Raw genomic sequence first — 17277 nt, 5'->3', positions numbered from 1 at the left:
AAAATGCCAAGAAAGAAAACCACCGATTATGATAATACCAGTATCACAACGCTAAAGGGTGCCGACCGTGTCCGTAAGCGTCCTGCCGTAATTTTCGGTTCGGACGGTATTGACGGCTGTCAGCACTCCGTGTTTGAGATTCTTTCAAACTCAATAGATGAGGCGAGAGAGGGTTACGGTAAAAAAATCACAGTTACACGCTATTCCGACGGCTCAATTGAGGTTGAAGATCACGGCAGAGGAATTCCCGTTGACTACAACGAAAACGAAAAGCGCTACAACTGGGAACTGGTTTTCTGCGAACTCTATGCCGGCGGCAAGTATAATAACAACGAGGGTGAAAGCTACGAATTTTCCCTTGGTATGAACGGTCTCGGTCTTTGTTCAACCCAGTACAGCTCCGAGTATATGGATGTTGATATCCGCCGTGACGGCTACCGATACACTCTCCGTTTCGAAAAAGGCGAGATTGTCGGCAAGCTCAAAAAAGAGCCGTACAGCAAAAAGGATACGGGTACAAAAATTCATTGGAAACCCGACCTCGAAGTCTTTACGGATATCGACATTCAGCCCGAATATTTTCTTGACATAATGAAAAGACAGGCTATTGTCAACGCAGGAATTGAATTTGTTTTCCGCAATCAAAACGGCAAAAGCTTTGATACGACAAGCTATAACTATGTAAACGGTATTGTTGACCATGTTGCCGAGGTAGTCGGTGAAAATGGACTCAGCTCAATTCAGCATTGGGAAACCGAGGTTAAAACCCGTGACCGTGACGATAAGCCCGAATATAAGTGCAAAATGGATATCTCGGTTGCATTTTCAAATAAAGTGCATCTCACCGAATACTACCACAACTCAAGCTGGCTTGAACACGGCGGCGCTCCCGATAAGGCGGTGCGGAATGCCTTTGTTTATCAGATTGACAGCTACTTAAAACAGAATAATAAATATAACAAAACCGAAAGCAAAATCAAGTATGACGATGTTGAGGACAGCCTTGTGTGCGTTATTTCGTCTTTTTCAAGTGTTTCATCATATGAAAACCAAACCAAAAAGGCGGTTACAAACAAGGGTATTCAGGACGCTATGACTGCATTTCTCCGTCAGAGTCTTGAAGTCTATTTTATTGAAAATCCGCTTGAGGCAGAAAAAATCTGCGAACAGGTGCTTATCAATAAGCGCAGCCGTGAAAATGCTGAGAAAACACGACTTAACATAAAGAAAAAGCTTTCGGGCAATCTCGACATAACAAACCGTGTTGCAAAATTTGTCGATTGCAGAAGTAAAGACACGGAACAGCGTGAACTGTTTATAGTAGAGGGTGATTCTGCTCTCGGTGCCTGTAAACAGGCAAGAAACCCCGATTTTCAGGCAATTATGCCAATCAGAGGAAAAATACTTAACTGCCTGAAAGCCGACTACGATAAGATTTTTAAGAGCGAAATCATTACCGATTTGCTCAAGGTTCTCGGTTGCGGCGTTGAGGTTAAGTCAAAAGCAAACAAGAATCTTTCAAGCTTTGATATGAACGCACTTCGTTGGAGCAAAATTATTCTCTGCACCGATGCCGATGTTGACGGCTTCCAGATCAGAACACTTTTGCTTACCATGCTTTACAGACTTACACCTACACTCATTGAAGAAGGCAAGGTGTTTATTGCCGAATCGCCTCTTTATGAAATTACATCCAAAAACGATGTATATTTTGCATACGATGAAGTTGAAAAGGATAAGTTCATTGAACAGCTCGGCAATGAGAAATTCACAATTCAGCGTTCAAAAGGTCTTGGTGAAAACGAACCCGATATGATGAACCTTACCACAATGAACCCCGAGTCACGCAGACTTATCAAGGTTCTTCCTGCCGATGCAGAACAGACAGCGGAAATTTTTGATGTTCTTCTCGGTGACAATCTTCAGGGAAGAAAAGATTATATAGTAGAACACGGCAACGAATATATTGACCAGCTTGATGTAAGCTGATTGGAGGTGGAAATAAATGGCGAAAAAATCTTCAAAGACTCCCCGCAGAACTTCACCGTCAAAAACTCACGGTGTAATCAACGGTGCGGGTGAAGTAGTGGAACAGCCAATCGTTTCCACTATCAGAGAGAACTATATGCCGTATGCAATGAGCGTAATTCTCTCCCGTGCAATTCCCGAAATTGACGGGTTCAAGCCGTCGCACAGAAAGCTCCTGTATATGATGTACAAAATGGGACTTCTGAACGGAGGAAGAACAAAATCGGCAAACATTGTCGGTGCAACAATGAAGCTCAATCCTCACGGCGACTCTGCAATTTATGACACAATGGTTCGTCTTTCAAGGGGCTATGAGGCACTTTTGCATCCGTATGTAGATTCAAAAGGTAATTTCGGTAAATTCTACAGCCGTGACATGGCGTGGGCGGCATCCCGTTATACTGAGGCAAAACTTGATGCAATCTGCAACGAGCTGTTTCGTGATATAGACAAAGATACCGTAGATTTTGTAGATAACTACGATAATACAATGAAAGAACCGTCACTTTTGCCGGTTGCATTTCCGTCTGTGCTTGTAAACGCAAACACAGGTATTGCCGTTGGTATGGCGTCAAATATCTGCTCATTCAATCTGCGTGAAATCTGCGAAACAACAGCGGCACTTATCCGTGATCCCGACCATGATATAAAGTCAACTCTGCCGGCTCCTGATTTTACAGGCGGTTGTCAGATTATCTATGATGAAAATGTCATCAATCAAGTCTATGAAACCGGCAGAGGAAGTATCAAACTCCGTGCAAAGTATGTCTATGACAAGTCTGCAAACTGTATAGATATTCTTTCAATTCCTGCCACAACAACTTGTGAGGTTATCATTGAAAAGGTAATCGACCTTGTAAAGCAGGGTAAAGTCAAGGAAATTTCCGATATTCGTGACGAAACAGGTATTGACGGACTTAAAATTACAATTGACCTCAAGCGTGGCGTTGATGCCGACAAGCTTATGACAAAGCTTTACCGCTTTACAACACTCGAAGATTCCTATGCCTGCAACTTCAATGTGCTTATTGCAGGTGTTCCGAGAGTTCTCGGTGTAAAGGCGTTGCTTGAAGAATGGATTGCTTTCAGAATTGAGTGCGTCAGAAGAAGAACATATTTTGACCGCAACAAAAAAGCTGACAAGCTTCATCTTTTAAGAGGTCTTGAAAAAATTCTTCTCGATATTGACAAGGCAGTAAAGATTGTCCGTGAAACCGATGAAGAATCCGAGGTTGTGCCAAACCTTATGATTGGATTCGGAATTGACGAAATACAGGCTGAATATGTTGCCGAAATAAAACTTCGTCATCTTAACCGTGAATACATTTTAAAGCGTACAAAAGACCTTGAAGACCTTGAAAAAGAGATTGCCGAGCTTGACGAAATTTTAAAAAGCAAGGCAAGAATCAAGACAATCATTGTCAAAGAACTCAAATCAATTGCCGAGAAATACGGTCAGCCGAGAAAGAGTATCATAATCTATGACGATGTTGCAAGGTATGAGGAAGAGACAGTCGAAATTCCCGATTATCCTGTTAATCTTTTCTTTACAAAAGAGGGATATTTCAAGAAGATTACTCCGCAGTCGCTCAGAATGAGCGGTGAACAAAAGCTCAAAGACGGTGACGAAATTATTCAGGAGCTTGAGTTCACAAACAACTGCGACCTTTTGTTCTTTACAGACAAGTGTCAGGTGTATAAGGCAAAGGCTGATGATTTTGCACAGACAAAGGCAAGCGTACTCGGTGACTATGTTGCCGCAAAGCTTGGCTTTGATGAAGGCGAAAATGCTGTGAAAATGGTTGTTACAAAAGATTACAAGGGTATGCTGCTCTTTGCTTTTGAAAACGGCAAGGCCGCAAAAGTTCCGCTTGAATCCTACGCAACAAAGACTAACCGTAAAAAGCTCACTGGCGCATATTCCGACAAATCTCCGCTTGTCGGACTTCTCTATATGCCTGAGGATGAAGAGGTACTCTTCAAGGCGTCATCGGGAAATATGCTCCTTGTTCACACGGGCGCACTCGCTCTCAAAACAACCCGTTCAACACAGGGTGTTGCCGTTCTTAAGCCCAAAAAAGGTCACAGACTTTTCAGCATAGAACGCTATAAAGACGGTACTTTTACAAATCCAAAGCGTTACAGAACAGGTTCACTTCCTGCAAGAGGTGCGTTGCCTGTGAACGATGATTCAAAAGACGAACAGCTTTCGCTGATTTGATTTTGAAAAAATTAATAAAAATCTTGTAATATCTCTTGAAAAAGCTGTGTTTATGTGGTATTATAAAACAGTTATTAAAGCAGGATTTGTTTTATTCGTATTTATTAAATGAAAGGAAGATAAAAATGAGCATTTGGGGCATTGTTTTAGGCGTATTGCTCGCAATCGTATCTGTTGCCATTATCGTTGTAATTATCCTTCAGGAGGGTAATCAGCAGGGTATCGGTGCTGTAACAGGTGTTGCCGATTCTTATTTCTCAAAGAATAAGGCTCGTTCGATTGATGCGTTCCTCTCACGCTGGACAAAAGTTTTTGCTGCAATATTCGTAATTTTTGTAATTGCACTTAATGTGCTTTCAAAGTTCGGTATACTGTAAGCATATTAACTTAATAATCAGCATAAAATTAACCGTCAGGGCAATCCTCTGGCGGTTTTACTTTTTATATGGAGTTGTTAAAAATGCCTTGGTGGGGAATATGTCTGATTATTTTTGTAACATTTATAACTTTCGCAATCTTGCACTTTCTCGGCAAAAATAAGCACCCGTTCAAACGCTCTCTGCTTTCAATGACTTTGGGAGCGGCAACATTGTTTGCGGTCAATCTGACGGGAGCTTTTACGGGCGTAACTTTGCCCATAAGCCTTTTATCGCTTTTGGTATCAATAATAGGAGGAATACCCGGAGTAACGCTTATGCTCGGTCTTAATCTTTTTTTCTGAATAATCACAGAAGGGGCGGTCACATCGACAGCCCCTTAATTGTTTGTATGAAATTTTATACAATGCCGTAAAGTTCCTCAAGAGCCTCACCGACGGTTTCTTTATCTTTGGTCAGGAGTGCAAGCATAATTTTGTACGCTTTTTTCGGATTGTCAAGAAAATTTTTTTTGAGAATAAGAGCCTGTTCCATTTCGGGAGCATAAACATCAAGCTTCATTAAATCCATATCACCGCCGGATACAGAACATTTAACAGTAAATCCGTTTGAACTTTTTACAATATCGACCTTGTTTTCAATCTCATTTTTCTTTACGGCAAGGAGCTTAACCGCACAAGCGTATGCCTTTTCTTTGATAGAGTACGGAAGAATGCTGTCAAGCTGTTTTGCAATTTCAACACCGTTTTCCGTAAGCGCATATGTTTTGTGTTCATCATCGGCAGGCACAAGGTTACCGTTTGTAACAAGGTCGTCAAAGGCGGAACTTGTTTCAAAATAATTGGCAAGTCCCTGCTTTAGAATTGCCTGTATGACAATTCCTTTGTCTATATTTTCCTTTACAGAGTTATACAAATAACATATCAAGGTTTTAATTTCGTTTTTGCTTCTCATTCCACCAGGATTAATACCCTCGTCAAATGTATCGAATGCCATAAAATCACCTGCTTTTGCTGATAGATTCGTAGTGACAGCTTAATTTGTGCAAAAATAACTTAAATTATATCTGTCTATTGTTATTATAGCACATTATCTTCACAAAAGCAAAGAGGTTGTGCGTATTTATTTTATTCATTATTAAGTAAATTTGCAAGAGTTACACTGTCAAGGTAATTGTTGATTAAATTGTCAAGCTGTTGCCAGATAGGATGTGAGGGACACGATTCCATATGATTGCAATGTTCGTGAGTTTTTGAAGTGCATGGGACAGACGCAAGGTCGCCCTCCGTAAGCCTGAGAATTTCACCGAGTGAATAATCTTTTGGTTCTTTGGTCAGCTTATAGCCGCCGCCCTTTCCTTTTACGCCCTCAAGCAGATTGCGGTCAACAAGGGTTTTGAGTATGCCTTCCATATATTTTTTGGAAATATTCTGTCTTTCTGCAATTTCTTTGAGCGGAATGTATCTGTTCTGCCCGTTTTTTGCCAGATCGACAAGCACATACAGCGTGTAACGACCTTTACTTGAAATCAGCATAAAATTATCCCCTTTTGGCAAGGCTTGCATATTTTGTAAGCCTGTTTTGCTTATATACCTTGATTATATACAAAAAATGATAAAAATGCAATACCAACCCATTGACAAAATGGGTTGAAAAGGTTATATTTTAATTATCCACTACTTTGGTGGGTTGATAATATAACAAGGTGGGATTATGAAATGGCAGACAAATTACTTGATGTAAACGGTTTGACTGTAAGTGTAGAGGAAAAGGAAATTCTGCACGATATAAATCTTAGTATAAACAAAGGTGAAACGCATGTGCTTATGGGTCCTAACGGTGCAGGCAAGTCAACGCTCGGATTTGCACTTATGGGCAGTCCTAAATATACGCTTAATTCAGGCGAAATACTTTTTAACGGAAAAAACATTAACGATGAAACACCCGATAAAAGGTCAAAGGACGGAATTTTTCTTTCATTCCAAAGTCCTCTGGAAGTTCCGGGGCTTTCACTTTCATCGTTCATTCGTAATGCTCTTGAAAAGAACCGTGGCAAAAGAATCCGCCTTTGGGACTTTAAAAAAGAGCTCAGACAGGCAATGGAGCTTTTGCAGATGGATCCGTCATATTCCGAGCGTGATCTAAATGTAGGCTTTTCGGGCGGTGAAAAGAAAAAAGCAGAAATTTTGCAGATGCTTTTACTCAATCCAAAGCTTGCAATTCTTGACGAAACAGACTCGGGTCTTGATGTTGATGCGGTTCGCACAGTTTCAAAGGGTGTTGAACACTATCAGAAAAACCGTGACGGTGCATTGCTCATCATCACACACAGCACAGGTATTCTCGAATCTCTCAAAGTTGATTATACCCATATTATGGTAAACGGCCATATAGTTAAAACAGGCGACGCATCGTTGATTGATGAAATCAATGAACACGGTTTTGAGAAGTATCTTGAACTTTATGCAGAAAAGTTCTGACGGAGGTATTAAGATGAAAGAAAGAACATATGTCGATGATGTTGACAGAAGTGTCTACGATATCAAAGACGAAGAAAATGATGCCTACCGTATCAAATCAGGTCTTGATGCCTCAATTGTAGAAAAAATTTCAAAGGAAAAGAACGATCCCGTGTGGATGCAGAATTTCCGTTTGCAGTCACTTCAAATTTATAATGAACTCAAAGTTCCAAACTGGGGACCGCCCATTGACGGACTTAATATGGACAATATTGCAACCTATGTCCGTCCGAACACAAGGATGACCGCAAAATGGTCGGAAGTCCCCGAAGATATCAAGAATACATTTGAAAGGCTCGGTATTCCTCAGGCAGAGAGAAAGTCCCTTGCAGGTGTCGGAGCGCAGTATGATTCCGAGCTTGTGTACCACAATGTTCGTGAAGAGGTTGCCTCACAGGGTGTAGTATATACCGATATGGAGAGTGCGTTAAAGGGCGAATATGCCGACATGGTAAAAAAATATTTTATGAAACTTGTCCGTCCGAATGACCACAAATTTGCCGCACTTCACGGTGCAGTATGGTCAGGAGGTTCGTTTGTATATGTTCCGCCGGGAGTATCGGTAGAAATTCCGTTGCAGTCATATTTCAGACTTAACGCACCCGGTGCAGGTCAGTTTGAACACACGCTCATTATCGTTGACGAGGGTGCAGACCTGCATTTTATAGAGGGTTGTTCTGCTCCGAAATATAACATAGCAAATCTTCACGCAGGATGCGTTGAGCTTTTTGTAAAGAAAAATGCAAGACTCAGATATTCAACAATTGAGAACTGGTCAAAAAATATGTACAACCTTAACACCAAAAGAGCGCTTGTTGAAGATGGCGGTACTATGGAATGGGTATCGGGTTCATTCGGTTCTCATGTGTCGTACCTTTATCCGATGACAATTTTAAAAGGTGACCGTTCAAGAATGGAGTTTACGGGCATTACATTTGCAGGCAAGGGACAGAACCTTGATACAGGCGCAAAAGTAGTTCATATCGGCAAAGAAACATCTTCGTTTATGAACACAAGGTCAATTTCAAAGGACGGCGGTATCAGCACATTCAGAAGCTCCGTTGTTGTAAACAAGTCTGCCGAAAATGCAAAATCTGCCGTTTCGTGTCAGTCGCTTATGCTTGATTCAAAGTCACGCTCAGATACTATTCCTGTAATGGATATCAGAACTCCGCACGCAGATATCGGTCATGAGGCGAAAATAGGCAGAATCAGCGATGAGGCTGTATTCTACCTCATGTCAAGAGGTCTTAGTGAAGAGGATGCAAGGGCGATGATAGTCAGCGGTTTTGCAGACAATGTGTCAAAGGAACTTCCGCTTGAATATGCGGTTGAAATGAACAATCTCATTCAACTTGAGATGAAGGGCAGTATCGGATAAGGAGGACATTATGGTTGATAATAAAGACTTAACAGTGAACTTTCTTCCGTCACCCACTTGGAACCGATTGGGAGTGAATCGGGCAAAAATCCGAAATATTCCCGTTGACGGTTGGAACAGTATTCCTGTTCAAAAAGAAATAATCGAAAAATATATAAACAATTCCGATTCGGAAATTTGGGATTCATTTGCAAATATTCAGACAGGTATGGGCGAGGAGATTGACGAAATCTCAAAAATATCACAGTCTGAAAAAATCAGAATATCGGCTGATAAAACAAAAAGCGAAAAGCTGTTTTTTAATTGCAAAAACGGTGAAAACGCTTTTGCAGATGTAGAACTTTACGCTCCCGAAAACACAGAGCTTACCGTGTTTATGACAATGCAGTCAGCGTGGAATGCAAACGGTATTTGTGCCGTAAGAACGAAATTTAAAGCTGAAAAAGGCGCAAAAATCAGACTCGTACAGCTTAATCTCCTTTCGCAAAATTTCCGCTTTATAAACGATGTCGGTGCAGAATGTGAAGATAATGCAGCCGCAGAGATATTACAGCTTTTTATCGGCGGAAATGAAACCTATACAGGCACAAAGACAACGCTTTTGGGCAGACAGAGCAATCTTGACCTCAATGTCGGCTACTATTGCAAGGACGAGCAGTTGCTTGATATGAACTATGTTGCCGAGCATATCGGCAAAAAGACCGTCAGCTCAATGAATGCCGGCGGTGTTTTGAGAGATAAAGCACATAAATTATTCCGTGGTACAATTGATTTCCAACTCGGTTCATCGGGTGCTAAGGGTGACGAGAACGAAGATGTTCTAATTTTAGGTGAAGATGTAATCAATCAGACCGTACCGCTCATTCTTTGTGCGGAAGAGGATGTTGAGGGCAACCACGGTGCGTCAATCGGCAGACCGTCTGATGATGTGCTTTTCTATCTTGCAAGCAGAGGTCTTGACGAAGAAGAGGCTTGTAACCTTATGGCTCGTGCAAAGCTTGACGCTTTATGCTCAAAAATCGGTGATGAGGAGCTTGAAACGCTTGCAAAATCCTGTCTGGAGGAGGTTACAGGCTATGCAAATGAAAAACTTTAAGGAAGATTTTCCGCTTTTGCGAGAAAATCCTGTAGCCTATCTCGACAGTGCCGCAACTGCTCAAAGACCTGAATCGGTTATAAATTCGGAAATGGAGTTCTACAAAAAATGCAATGCAAATCCTCTGCGTGGACTTTATGATTTGGGTTTCAAAGCTACAGAATGTTATGAGCAATCCCGTGAAACAGTCAGAAAGTTCATTAATGCAAGGTCGGAGCGTGAAATAATATTTACACGCAATGCAACCGAAAGCCTCAATCTTGTTGCCTACAGCTACGGAATGAATTTTCTTAAAAAAGGTGACGAAATTCTTGTCACTGTAATGGAACACCACAGCAACCAGTTGCCATGGAGAGTTGTTGCAGAAAAAACGGGCGCAGCGGTAAAGTACATTGAATGCAACCCTGACGGCACAATTACCGAAGAACAGCTGAAACAGGCTTTTTCGGAGCGTACAAGGCTTGTGGCAGTAACTCACATATCAAATGTACTCGGTTGCAAAACTCCCATAAAGCGTATAACAGAGCTTGCAAAGGAATGCGGTGCAGTTGTTGTGCTTGACGCATCACAGAGCGTTCCGCACATTCCCGTTGATGTTCAGTCGCTTGATGTGGATTTTCTTGCATTTTCCGGTCACAAACTTATGTCACCCTTCGGAATCGGTGTATTATACGGCAAAGAAAGCCTTCTTGAAAAAATGCCGCCGTTTTTAACGGGCGGTGAGATGATTGATTCCGTTACAAGGGACAAGGTTATCTATTCCGAATTACCGCATAAATTCGAGGCAGGAACGGTAAATGCGGCTGGCGCATGGGGGCTGAAAACCGCAATTGAATATATTCAAAATATTGGTTTTGATACAATTGGCGGTATTGAAGAAGAGCTTACCAAAAGAGCCTTTGACGGACTTATGAAAATTCCTCACATCAATATTCAGGGAAGCAACAATCCGAAAGAGCATTGCGGAATTATCAGCTTTACAATTGACGGAGTTCATCCGCATGATGTCAGCAGTATTCTCGACGCTGACGGTATTGCAGTCCGTGCAGGACACCATTGCGCACAGCCTTTGATGGAATTTTTAGGCATTCCGTCAACAACAAGGGCAAGCATTTATTTCTACAATACGAAAGATGACATTGATGCATTTTTGAACAGCGTGTCATCTGTCAGAAGGAGAATGGGATATGGAAAATAACAGAAGCTTTTACAATGAAATCCTGACCGATCACAATCTTCATCCAATGCACAAACATCCGCTTGATACGGCAACGGCAAGCCTTGAGGGTGTGAATCCAAGCTGCGGTGATGACATTGTGCTTAATCTTAATATCAAAGACGGTGTGATTACAGACGGTTCGTTTACAGGTGACGGCTGTGCAATTTCCCAGGCGTCAGCCGATATTATGCTTGATTTGATCATCGGCAAAACAGTTGATGAAGCCGAACATCTGAAAGATATTTTCCTTAAAATGATTCAAGGCAAAGCAACTGACGAAGAAATTGAAGAGCTTGAGGAGGGCGGAGCATTGTCTGACATTTCTCATATGCCTGCCCGTGTAAAATGTGCAGTTCTCGGTTGGCACACATTTGAAAACATTGTAAAAGAATAATTTACTGAATTTAATATTTTATAAAACACATTCGGGGAACAGATAAAATAATTTCTGTTCCCCGATTTTTATTTAAAAAATCGGGATTAATGTATTAAAATGACTAATACAAATCTTGACAAATATTGTTTTAAAATAGTATAATAAAACTGCAAAGAGGTAAAGTAAGTTTATATTTCCTATGTAAGCCCTATTGTTCGGAAGGATATTGTAAAATGATAAAAATCAGCGAAGATAAAATTAAATTTAAAAGAAAAATTTACAAACAGAAAGAAATTTATTACATTACATATAAAAAATACTGGGACGGTGGTTTTGATAATGACGCCTCGTTATCAGATAAGGCGGATTTTTACCGTGTCGCAAATTTATTCAGTGACGCAATTAAAAAGATAGTTTCCGCTTTAAACGATTATATCGTAATCGGTAATAAATTTTCGCAAAAAGAATGTCTGTTTGAAAGTTGGTCGGATAAGAAAAGCTATGATTGCTATAACAATCTCAGAAGTTATATAAAAAAGAATAAAAGCTACGCACTCAAATGTTCCGAAGATGATTTGATTATAGACTGTATCGTAGAAAATAACTTCAGGTATCTCGCTTGTATAGATTTGTATCTTCCGAACAGTAAGGTCATTTTGCAACCGACCTGCCATTCCGAACTTTTTATATACGCAGAGGACTACAATAAAATTCTGCCTGTATTGAAAGAAGTTACATATAACTCAGAACTTGTGTTGTCAAAAAATGCCTTTGATTGGAAATGAGGGAGAAGTATGAAAAAATCATTTGAATATATTATTAAGATTTCCGAAACTGAATTTTACGATAAACTCAAAAAGCATACTGCTTTTAATTGCAGTTCTTCTTCATACGATAATGGATATGAATTTTACTGTGATAACCCTAAAAATATTACTGATTTAAAAGTTACATCTACATCACTACTTTCCCGTGAGGGCATATTAGCTCCATTAATAAAAATTCAAACAAAACAGCTTGACGAAAACCTTAAAGTAAATTTGACTTTGCAATCAAACAAAATATATTACTTTTTGGCTGTTTTATTTTCTTTGGCGGGAGTATTATTTGGTTTGATTACATACTTTAGTCTTGCAAATTTGTGCCTTGCAATGATCATTTCAATTGTATTTATTTTGATTATAAATTTAGCTTTCTTTATAGTTACCAAAGGTAAATTTACAGACGCTAAAGAACGTTTTGAAAGCGTTTTTATAAGCAGCTGAAACAGTAATTTTTTCAGAGGAGGATTACTTATGAAAAAGAAATGTACTCTCGTTTTAATATCCGTATTGACAGTTGCATGCATTGTATTTGCATATTTGCTTTTCTTTTATAATCCTTCATTTAATATGGTTTACGATTCCGACACGGATTCATATTTTAACAACAGTTACCTGTCCTATAATGACGGAACGCTTGCAGCGGCAGATTACAGAAAAACTAAGGTTACGGCTTATGATTCAAAAAACAATTCAACCGTAAAATTGCCTTCAAACGGTTGTCTGATTAACGATAATTTATTCTATATTAACGGCAATAAGCTCTGCTGTCTTGATACAACAACAAACACACGAAAAATCATAGACACCGATTGCCGAAGTTTTGTTTGTAACAATGAAGTTATTGCTTACACAAAGAATGATTCCGTAATATTGAAAGACTCTGATACTCTTGAAAATATAGGGGATATTAAGTTTGATAATCAGATTTATTATATAAATATTTCAGATGGCAATCTCTATATTGCGGAGCGTATTTTTGAGGATAAAACAGATGAATACGGTTACAGCTTCAAAGTAGGAAAGCAGTATATTTTCAAAAAATATGACCTGAAATCCTGCAAATTGCTCAAAAGTAAAAATGCAAATTATGTAAACGGAATTCGCTATGTAACGGTATGCAAAGATACTTTCTATTTCTTTTGCGATGAAACCCAAACCGTAAACAATGTATGTCTTGATAAAGATGTAAATTATCCGACAATTCAGCATCCCGATGTTAAATTTATTACATCCAATAACGATTGTGTTTACTACATATCCGAGAAAACAGAATCGGCAATAATACGCAAAACGGTTGAAAGCCCCTATAACGGTATATGGAAACTCGAAGTTGGCTCTAATAAACCTGCTAAAATTGCTGGCAAATGCGACTGTGACGAACTGCTTGCAACAAAGAATTTCTTGTATTGTTACACAATTAACTACATTTTGCCTCGAGGATTGGCTAATTCATGGGTGAAAGGTTACTTAATTGATCAGCTTGCAATAAGCTGAAATTCATGAAAATACAGTAAGAAAGCATGATGATTTTTAACGGTCATTACTGCTAAAATTATTCACTCTTCCTTGTTATATATTCCAAATTTGCCGACAAAGCCGCATAATTTGTTGCATATTGGATTTTTTATAGTTATAATTAAATTGTTAAAATTATAATATCTGTTTTGATTTTAGAAGTATGATATGCTGATAAAATATCTTAATGATATTTGCTGTAATATAGACTTATCAAAATTTGGTGTTTAAGGAGAGAGTTATGAAAACCAAATTAAATTGCTATTATATTCTGAATACTCTTTTATTAATAAGCGGTATTGCTTTTGATTTCATATTGTTCTTGCATCCGTTTTTTATTTCTGTTGCAATGAAAATTGGCATTGCAACAGTATTGTGCGTTGTGGTGATTTTAGATGTATTTGTTTGCAAACAATTACTGTCTGAGGGTAGTCAAAAAATGCCGAAAACGGAGTCGGTTTTTGTATCTGTTCTTACATTTGTTTTGCTAATATCACAAAGTATTTATCTGACAATTATTACACTTATGGGTGCAAATGAAATATTAGGTACGATAAAAGCTATTCATTATGTTGTGTTAATTTCAATAATTTTGTTAGTTGCAACTCGACTGCATAATAAGTACATAACTAAAAAACACACTTTAGCTTTTGGTATTGATATTATAGCAATTGTGATGTGTCTAATCATTTGTGCCAATTGCGTTTTGTGTCTTATAAACGGGAATGATTTGTTTAGTTATATTGCAATTAATGAATATAACAAATTGAACTCTTAATGAGGTGATATTATGCCGAATTTTAAAGAATTAAAAAATAAAATCAAACACGGAGATTTTCAGTTTGTATATGACGAACTTAAAAAATCCGACTTTGAATATACACTTGAGAACATTGAAAAAGAATTTTCATCGGTTGATAACCGAGATATGTTCTGTTATCTTCTTTATGTGGTTTCAAATGAGAATACACCCAAGCATACAATTCTGTTGTGTGATTATCTAATGTATTCAGGTACATTTTTCTACAATCGTGAAACAGTAATTAGATATTTGCTCGACAATTGCCTTGTTAAAAACAGCAATGATATCACGCTGATTGAGTGGATTTTGTCAATGTATGAATACAACCCCGATTCACCGTATAATGAGAAAGAAATTGCAAATTTCAATCGCATTTACGATTCTTTAAAATGATGGTGTTAACTATGAAAAATTTTAATTACAAAAATATTAAGTCGGTAGAAAAAATTCATTTACTTTTGTTGTTATTCATTATAATGTCTACGATAATTAATTTTATTGTAAACTTGATGAGTTGTACCGAAAACATCTTTTTGACAAGTCTGTGTTTGCCGATTCAGTTTGTGTCAAGGTTTGTTGTAAGTCATAACCCTTTTGAAATTTCAGTTTCAATTGTTTTAATAGCTGTAACTTTAATTATGTTGTTTTGGCTGTTTAAAATGTATTCATCGGATAACATGAAAAAGTGGCTTGCAAGCGGTATAACGGCAATTTGGTGCTTGCTAATCGGCTCAATTATACCTATTTTGCTTGATTCCGATTTAATCGGTCAATCTGTAAATAATCTCACATATGAAGAAAAAGCAAACGAACTTCTTTTGTGCGTATGGTTCGGAATTGCTTGCTCCATTTTCTGCGGAATTCTCTTTTTTATTCAAATTTCAAAGTATGCAAAATTTATGGATAGGAAATATGACAACCCTATGAAGGCTGTTGCATATGCAGAAAAGAAAAATAAAAAGGAGTATTACCATACCTTGAAAAAGCCTTTGATTTTGCCGACTGTTTATGCAATTATTCCGCCGATTACCTGTAGTTTTCTAATATATTTTGGTGTCAAGTCTGCATTCCTCATTTGTTTTATTTATGTGTGTTTAGGTATAGGTATAGTGTATCATACGGCATACAATATTTCTGATTTTATAAAATCGGAAAATCAAAATATAAAAGTAACATCAATCCAAAATTATAAATGCAAACTAATTGTAATGCATATACTGCTGATGTTGTTGTATTGCATTTCATTGGTGATAATATTACTTTGTATTTAAAATATCGAAATCAGATAGGAAGTATACTATGGGAGATTGCCTTAAAAATTTATTTGTGCAAGATCAGCTCGCAATAAGCTGATTTGTTATCATAAACCGAATTGGTATATAGTGAACTGAAAATAATCATTAAGAAGGTGATATTATGAAAAAAGATGTTAAATTATACAATATGATTTTGCCGCCGTTTATGCTGTTCTTCTTTGTTCCCATTCTTTGGATTGTATCAGCCTTAGGGAATTTCATAATAGATTCAATAGTTCTCTTAATAATTTCAATTTTTATTTACAAGAAATTCACTTGGCAATTGTATAAGAAATCAATAATTCCCGTATTTCTGTTTGGATTTCTTTCTGATTTTTTAGGTGTGCTGTATCTAATGGCAATATCTATTGGATCAGGTGCGGAATATTACGAGGGCAACGATATCGGAAAACAAATTCTTTCGGGAATATATCTTGCAACTAACCACTCCTGTTATGACAGCGTCTACGGAGTTTTGTTTATTGTCAGCGGTATTCTGTTTAGCAGTATTTTTATTTTTGCTTTTAATTATCGTGTGTCATTTAACAATAAAGGACTTTCTAAAAAGCAGAAAATAATTGCATCCCTTACAATGGCAATAGTAACCGCACCTTACACATTTTTGTTGCCTAAAGAGCTTTTTTATCCGTAATAAAAATATATCTCGGTTTGGTACGGCAATTGCAGTATTACAAAATACATAAAATCAGCAAATCCAGACGGACAGGCTGATGAATTTTTAAAATATTATGAAGAAAATTTTTAGTGTTGTCAAAAAGATACTGAAATATATTGAAAATGATAATGAGTGTTTTTATGTTTAAAAAAGTTGTTTGTACAATAGTGAGTACTTTATGTATCCTTTTTTTATTATCCGCCTGTGATCCTTCGATTGATGATTATGAATCTTATAAAAATCTTAAAGTAGGAGAACATTTTTCGGTTAACCGTGATGGATATGCAGTCAAAATAAACGATACGCTTCTTGTTTGGCACAACCTTGCTGATGGCGAAAAGGATTGTGTTAAAGTCATTGATAAAAATATGGTTGACGCAAGCGGAATGATAGAAGGTGAGGATGTTCTGAACGGTTCAAAAGAACTTCTTGCTGATAAAATTAAGGATTGTTATTCTTCGAATGATTATGTTATAATGGAATTGTTAAACAATGATACCGTTATTATGGTCGATTGCAATAACAATTTCAAATATTCTAAATTTGATAATTTGAAAAGCACAGGAATTGATTACAGTAAATTTAATCACACATCAATCGACTGATTATTTTTTTCGGAAAGAAATTTCTTATGAATAAATACTATTACATCATAAATTTGTTTGATTCAATAGACAGATTGTTTTTAAATATCTATAGTACCCCTGCATACTTTCTGTCAAAAATCAGTTTTGTTATCATACAAAATTAGTTTTTAATAGGAGGAATAGTTTTGAATAAGTTTAAAGCTATATGTGAATCGGTGAGTTATTTTTTTATTTTTTCATTTACACCAATAATATGTGCATTAATAATTTCATTTATATATGTATGCTTTAGTAAAATAAATTTAAATCTCCCTCAAATGTCAACCTATGTTATGGAGATAATTGCTTGTTCATTAATTAT

At 37.6% G+C, this 17277-nt stretch carries 18 protein-coding genes and 1 pseudogene; 17 read left to right on the top strand and 2 right to left on the bottom strand.

Annotated features, from left to right (window positions below):
- The first annotated feature begins 3 nt into the window (after positions 1 to 3).
- From AC2HW8_RS07945 to AC2HW8_RS07930, 4 genes are all read left to right on the top strand, one after another.
- A complete protein-coding gene (locus AC2HW8_RS07945; RefSeq protein WP_482617674.1) occupies positions 4 to 1989 on the top strand; it encodes a DNA gyrase/topoisomerase IV subunit B in 1986 nt (661 codons plus the stop codon).
- A 16-nt stretch (positions 1990 to 2005) separates the two neighbouring features.
- Positions 2006 to 4249, top strand: a complete 2244-nt coding sequence (locus AC2HW8_RS07940) for a DNA gyrase subunit A (RefSeq protein WP_015523695.1) — start codon at positions 2006 to 2008, stop codon at positions 4247 to 4249.
- 125 nt (positions 4250 to 4374) lie between these two features.
- A complete protein-coding gene (gene secG, locus AC2HW8_RS07935) occupies positions 4375 to 4626 on the top strand; it encodes a preprotein translocase subunit SecG (RefSeq protein ID WP_015523696.1) in 252 nt (83 codons plus the stop codon).
- Positions 4627 to 4694: 68 nt separating this feature from the next.
- A complete protein-coding gene (locus AC2HW8_RS07930; protein WP_294439472.1) occupies positions 4695 to 4970 on the top strand; it encodes a pro-sigmaK processing inhibitor BofA family protein in 276 nt (91 codons plus the stop codon).
- Between the two features lie 55 nt (positions 4971 to 5025).
- On the opposite strand, the gene AC2HW8_RS07925 is transcribed toward AC2HW8_RS07930, so the two are convergent.
- Entirely contained in the window at positions 5026 to 5622 is a 597-nt protein-coding gene (locus AC2HW8_RS07925) for a DUF4364 family protein (protein ID WP_117885967.1), read from the bottom strand.
- A 131-nt stretch (positions 5623 to 5753) separates the two neighbouring features.
- The gene (locus AC2HW8_RS07920; protein ID WP_015523698.1) at positions 5754 to 6161 is read right to left on the bottom strand and encodes an RrF2 family transcriptional regulator; all 408 of its coding nucleotides are present in this window, start codon (positions 6159 to 6161) and stop codon (positions 5754 to 5756) included.
- Positions 6162 to 6344: 183 nt separating this feature from the next.
- Here AC2HW8_RS07920 and sufC point away from each other — a divergent pair, with 183 nt between their 5' ends.
- The 13 genes and pseudogenes from sufC to AC2HW8_RS07855 all read left to right on the top strand — a co-directional run bounded on the left by sufC (position 6345) and on the right by AC2HW8_RS07855 (position 16934).
- Positions 6345 to 7106, top strand: coding sequence for a Fe-S cluster assembly ATPase SufC (gene sufC / locus AC2HW8_RS07915; protein WP_015523699.1), 762 nt, complete (start codon positions 6345 to 6347; stop codon positions 7104 to 7106).
- Positions 7069 to 8526, top strand: a pseudogene (gene sufB / locus AC2HW8_RS07910) (Fe-S cluster assembly protein SufB); the annotation flags it as partial. The gene sufC and the pseudogene sufB, both read left to right, overlap by 38 nt.
- Positions 8527 to 8536: 10 nt before the next feature.
- Entirely contained in the window at positions 8537 to 9622 is a 1086-nt protein-coding gene (locus AC2HW8_RS07905; RefSeq protein WP_484327392.1) for a SufB/SufD family protein, read from the top strand.
- The gene (locus AC2HW8_RS07900; protein ID WP_484327391.1) at positions 9603 to 10820 is read left to right on the top strand and encodes an aminotransferase class V-fold PLP-dependent enzyme; all 1218 of its coding nucleotides are present in this window, start codon (positions 9603 to 9605) and stop codon (positions 10818 to 10820) included. The genes AC2HW8_RS07905 and AC2HW8_RS07900 overlap by 20 nt, the downstream gene beginning before the upstream one ends.
- Positions 10810 to 11235, top strand: coding sequence for a Fe-S cluster assembly sulfur transfer protein SufU (sufU, locus tag AC2HW8_RS07895; protein ID WP_015523703.1), 426 nt, complete (start codon positions 10810 to 10812; stop codon positions 11233 to 11235). Before AC2HW8_RS07900 ends, sufU begins: the two co-directional genes overlap by 11 nt.
- Positions 11236 to 11450: 215 nt before the next feature.
- Positions 11451 to 12002, top strand: a complete 552-nt coding sequence (locus AC2HW8_RS07890) for a hypothetical protein (protein WP_298764695.1) — start codon at positions 11451 to 11453, stop codon at positions 12000 to 12002.
- A 9-nt stretch (positions 12003 to 12011) separates the two neighbouring features.
- Entirely contained in the window at positions 12012 to 12482 is a 471-nt protein-coding gene (locus AC2HW8_RS07885; protein WP_021883282.1) for a hypothetical protein, read from the top strand.
- A gap of 30 nt (positions 12483 to 12512) precedes the next feature.
- On the top strand, positions 12513 to 13535 hold the full coding sequence (locus AC2HW8_RS07880; protein ID WP_021883281.1) for a hypothetical protein: 1023 nt from the start codon (positions 12513 to 12515) through the stop codon (positions 13533 to 13535).
- A 262-nt stretch (positions 13536 to 13797) separates the two neighbouring features.
- Positions 13798 to 14334, top strand: coding sequence for a hypothetical protein (locus tag AC2HW8_RS07875; RefSeq protein WP_215638886.1), 537 nt, complete (start codon positions 13798 to 13800; stop codon positions 14332 to 14334).
- Between the two features lie 12 nt (positions 14335 to 14346).
- Entirely contained in the window at positions 14347 to 14751 is a 405-nt protein-coding gene (locus AC2HW8_RS07870) for a hypothetical protein (RefSeq protein WP_215638887.1), read from the top strand.
- Positions 14752 to 15017: 266 nt separating this feature from the next.
- Positions 15018 to 15629: a hypothetical protein gene (locus AC2HW8_RS07865; protein WP_147337672.1), complete on the top strand. Its 612-nt coding sequence runs from the start codon at positions 15018 to 15020 to the stop codon at positions 15627 to 15629.
- A 379-nt stretch (positions 15630 to 16008) separates the two neighbouring features.
- Positions 16009 to 16305 carry a hypothetical protein gene (locus AC2HW8_RS07860; RefSeq protein ID WP_147337727.1) on the top strand — a complete coding sequence of 99 codons (297 nt, stop codon included), beginning with the start codon at positions 16009 to 16011 and terminating at the stop codon, positions 16303 to 16305.
- 164 nt (positions 16306 to 16469) lie between these two features.
- Positions 16470 to 16934 carry a hypothetical protein gene (locus tag AC2HW8_RS07855; RefSeq protein WP_484327390.1) on the top strand — a complete coding sequence of 155 codons (465 nt, stop codon included), beginning with the start codon at positions 16470 to 16472 and terminating at the stop codon, positions 16932 to 16934.
- Positions 16935 to 17277: the final 343 nt, after the last annotated feature.

It is taken from the genome of Ruminococcoides sp. (assembly GCF_057037865.1).
Note: the sequence above shows the minus strand (reverse complement) of the source record. Positions and strands in the feature narration are given on the sequence as shown.

Bases quoted from the DNA above. Each gene is read 5' to 3' on its own strand.
- AC2HW8_RS07945 (WP_482617674.1), top strand. From the start codon at position 4: ATGCCAAGAAAGAAAACCACCGATTATGATAATACCAGTATCACAACG.
- AC2HW8_RS07940 (WP_015523695.1), top strand. From the start codon at position 2,006: ATGGCGAAAAAATCTTCAAAGACTCCCCGCAGAACTTCACCGTCAAAA.
- secG (WP_015523696.1), top strand. From the start codon at position 4,375: ATGAGCATTTGGGGCATTGTTTTAGGCGTATTGCTCGCAATCGTATCT.
- AC2HW8_RS07930 (WP_294439472.1), top strand. From the start codon at position 4,695: ATGGAGTTGTTAAAAATGCCTTGGTGGGGAATATGTCTGATTATTTTT.
- AC2HW8_RS07925 (WP_117885967.1), bottom strand. From the start codon at position 5,622: ATGGCATTCGATACATTTGACGAGGGTATTAATCCTGGTGGAATGAGA.
- AC2HW8_RS07920 (WP_015523698.1), bottom strand. From the start codon at position 6,161: ATGCTGATTTCAAGTAAAGGTCGTTACACGCTGTATGTGCTTGTCGAT.
- sufC (WP_015523699.1), top strand. From the start codon at position 6,345: ATGGCAGACAAATTACTTGATGTAAACGGTTTGACTGTAAGTGTAGAG.
- AC2HW8_RS07905 (WP_484327392.1), top strand. From the start codon at position 8,537: ATGGTTGATAATAAAGACTTAACAGTGAACTTTCTTCCGTCACCCACT.
- AC2HW8_RS07900 (WP_484327391.1), top strand. From the start codon at position 9,603: ATGCAAATGAAAAACTTTAAGGAAGATTTTCCGCTTTTGCGAGAAAAT.
- sufU (WP_015523703.1), top strand. From the start codon at position 10,810: ATGGAAAATAACAGAAGCTTTTACAATGAAATCCTGACCGATCACAAT.
- AC2HW8_RS07890 (WP_298764695.1), top strand. From the start codon at position 11,451: ATGATAAAAATCAGCGAAGATAAAATTAAATTTAAAAGAAAAATTTAC.
- AC2HW8_RS07885 (WP_021883282.1), top strand. From the start codon at position 12,012: ATGAAAAAATCATTTGAATATATTATTAAGATTTCCGAAACTGAATTT.
- AC2HW8_RS07880 (WP_021883281.1), top strand. From the start codon at position 12,513: ATGAAAAAGAAATGTACTCTCGTTTTAATATCCGTATTGACAGTTGCA.
- AC2HW8_RS07875 (WP_215638886.1), top strand. From the start codon at position 13,798: ATGAAAACCAAATTAAATTGCTATTATATTCTGAATACTCTTTTATTA.
- AC2HW8_RS07870 (WP_215638887.1), top strand. From the start codon at position 14,347: ATGCCGAATTTTAAAGAATTAAAAAATAAAATCAAACACGGAGATTTT.
- AC2HW8_RS07865 (WP_147337672.1), top strand. From the start codon at position 15,018: ATGTATTCATCGGATAACATGAAAAAGTGGCTTGCAAGCGGTATAACG.
- AC2HW8_RS07860 (WP_147337727.1), top strand. From the start codon at position 16,009: ATGGCAATATCTATTGGATCAGGTGCGGAATATTACGAGGGCAACGAT.
- AC2HW8_RS07855 (WP_484327390.1), top strand. From the start codon at position 16,470: ATGTTTAAAAAAGTTGTTTGTACAATAGTGAGTACTTTATGTATCCTT.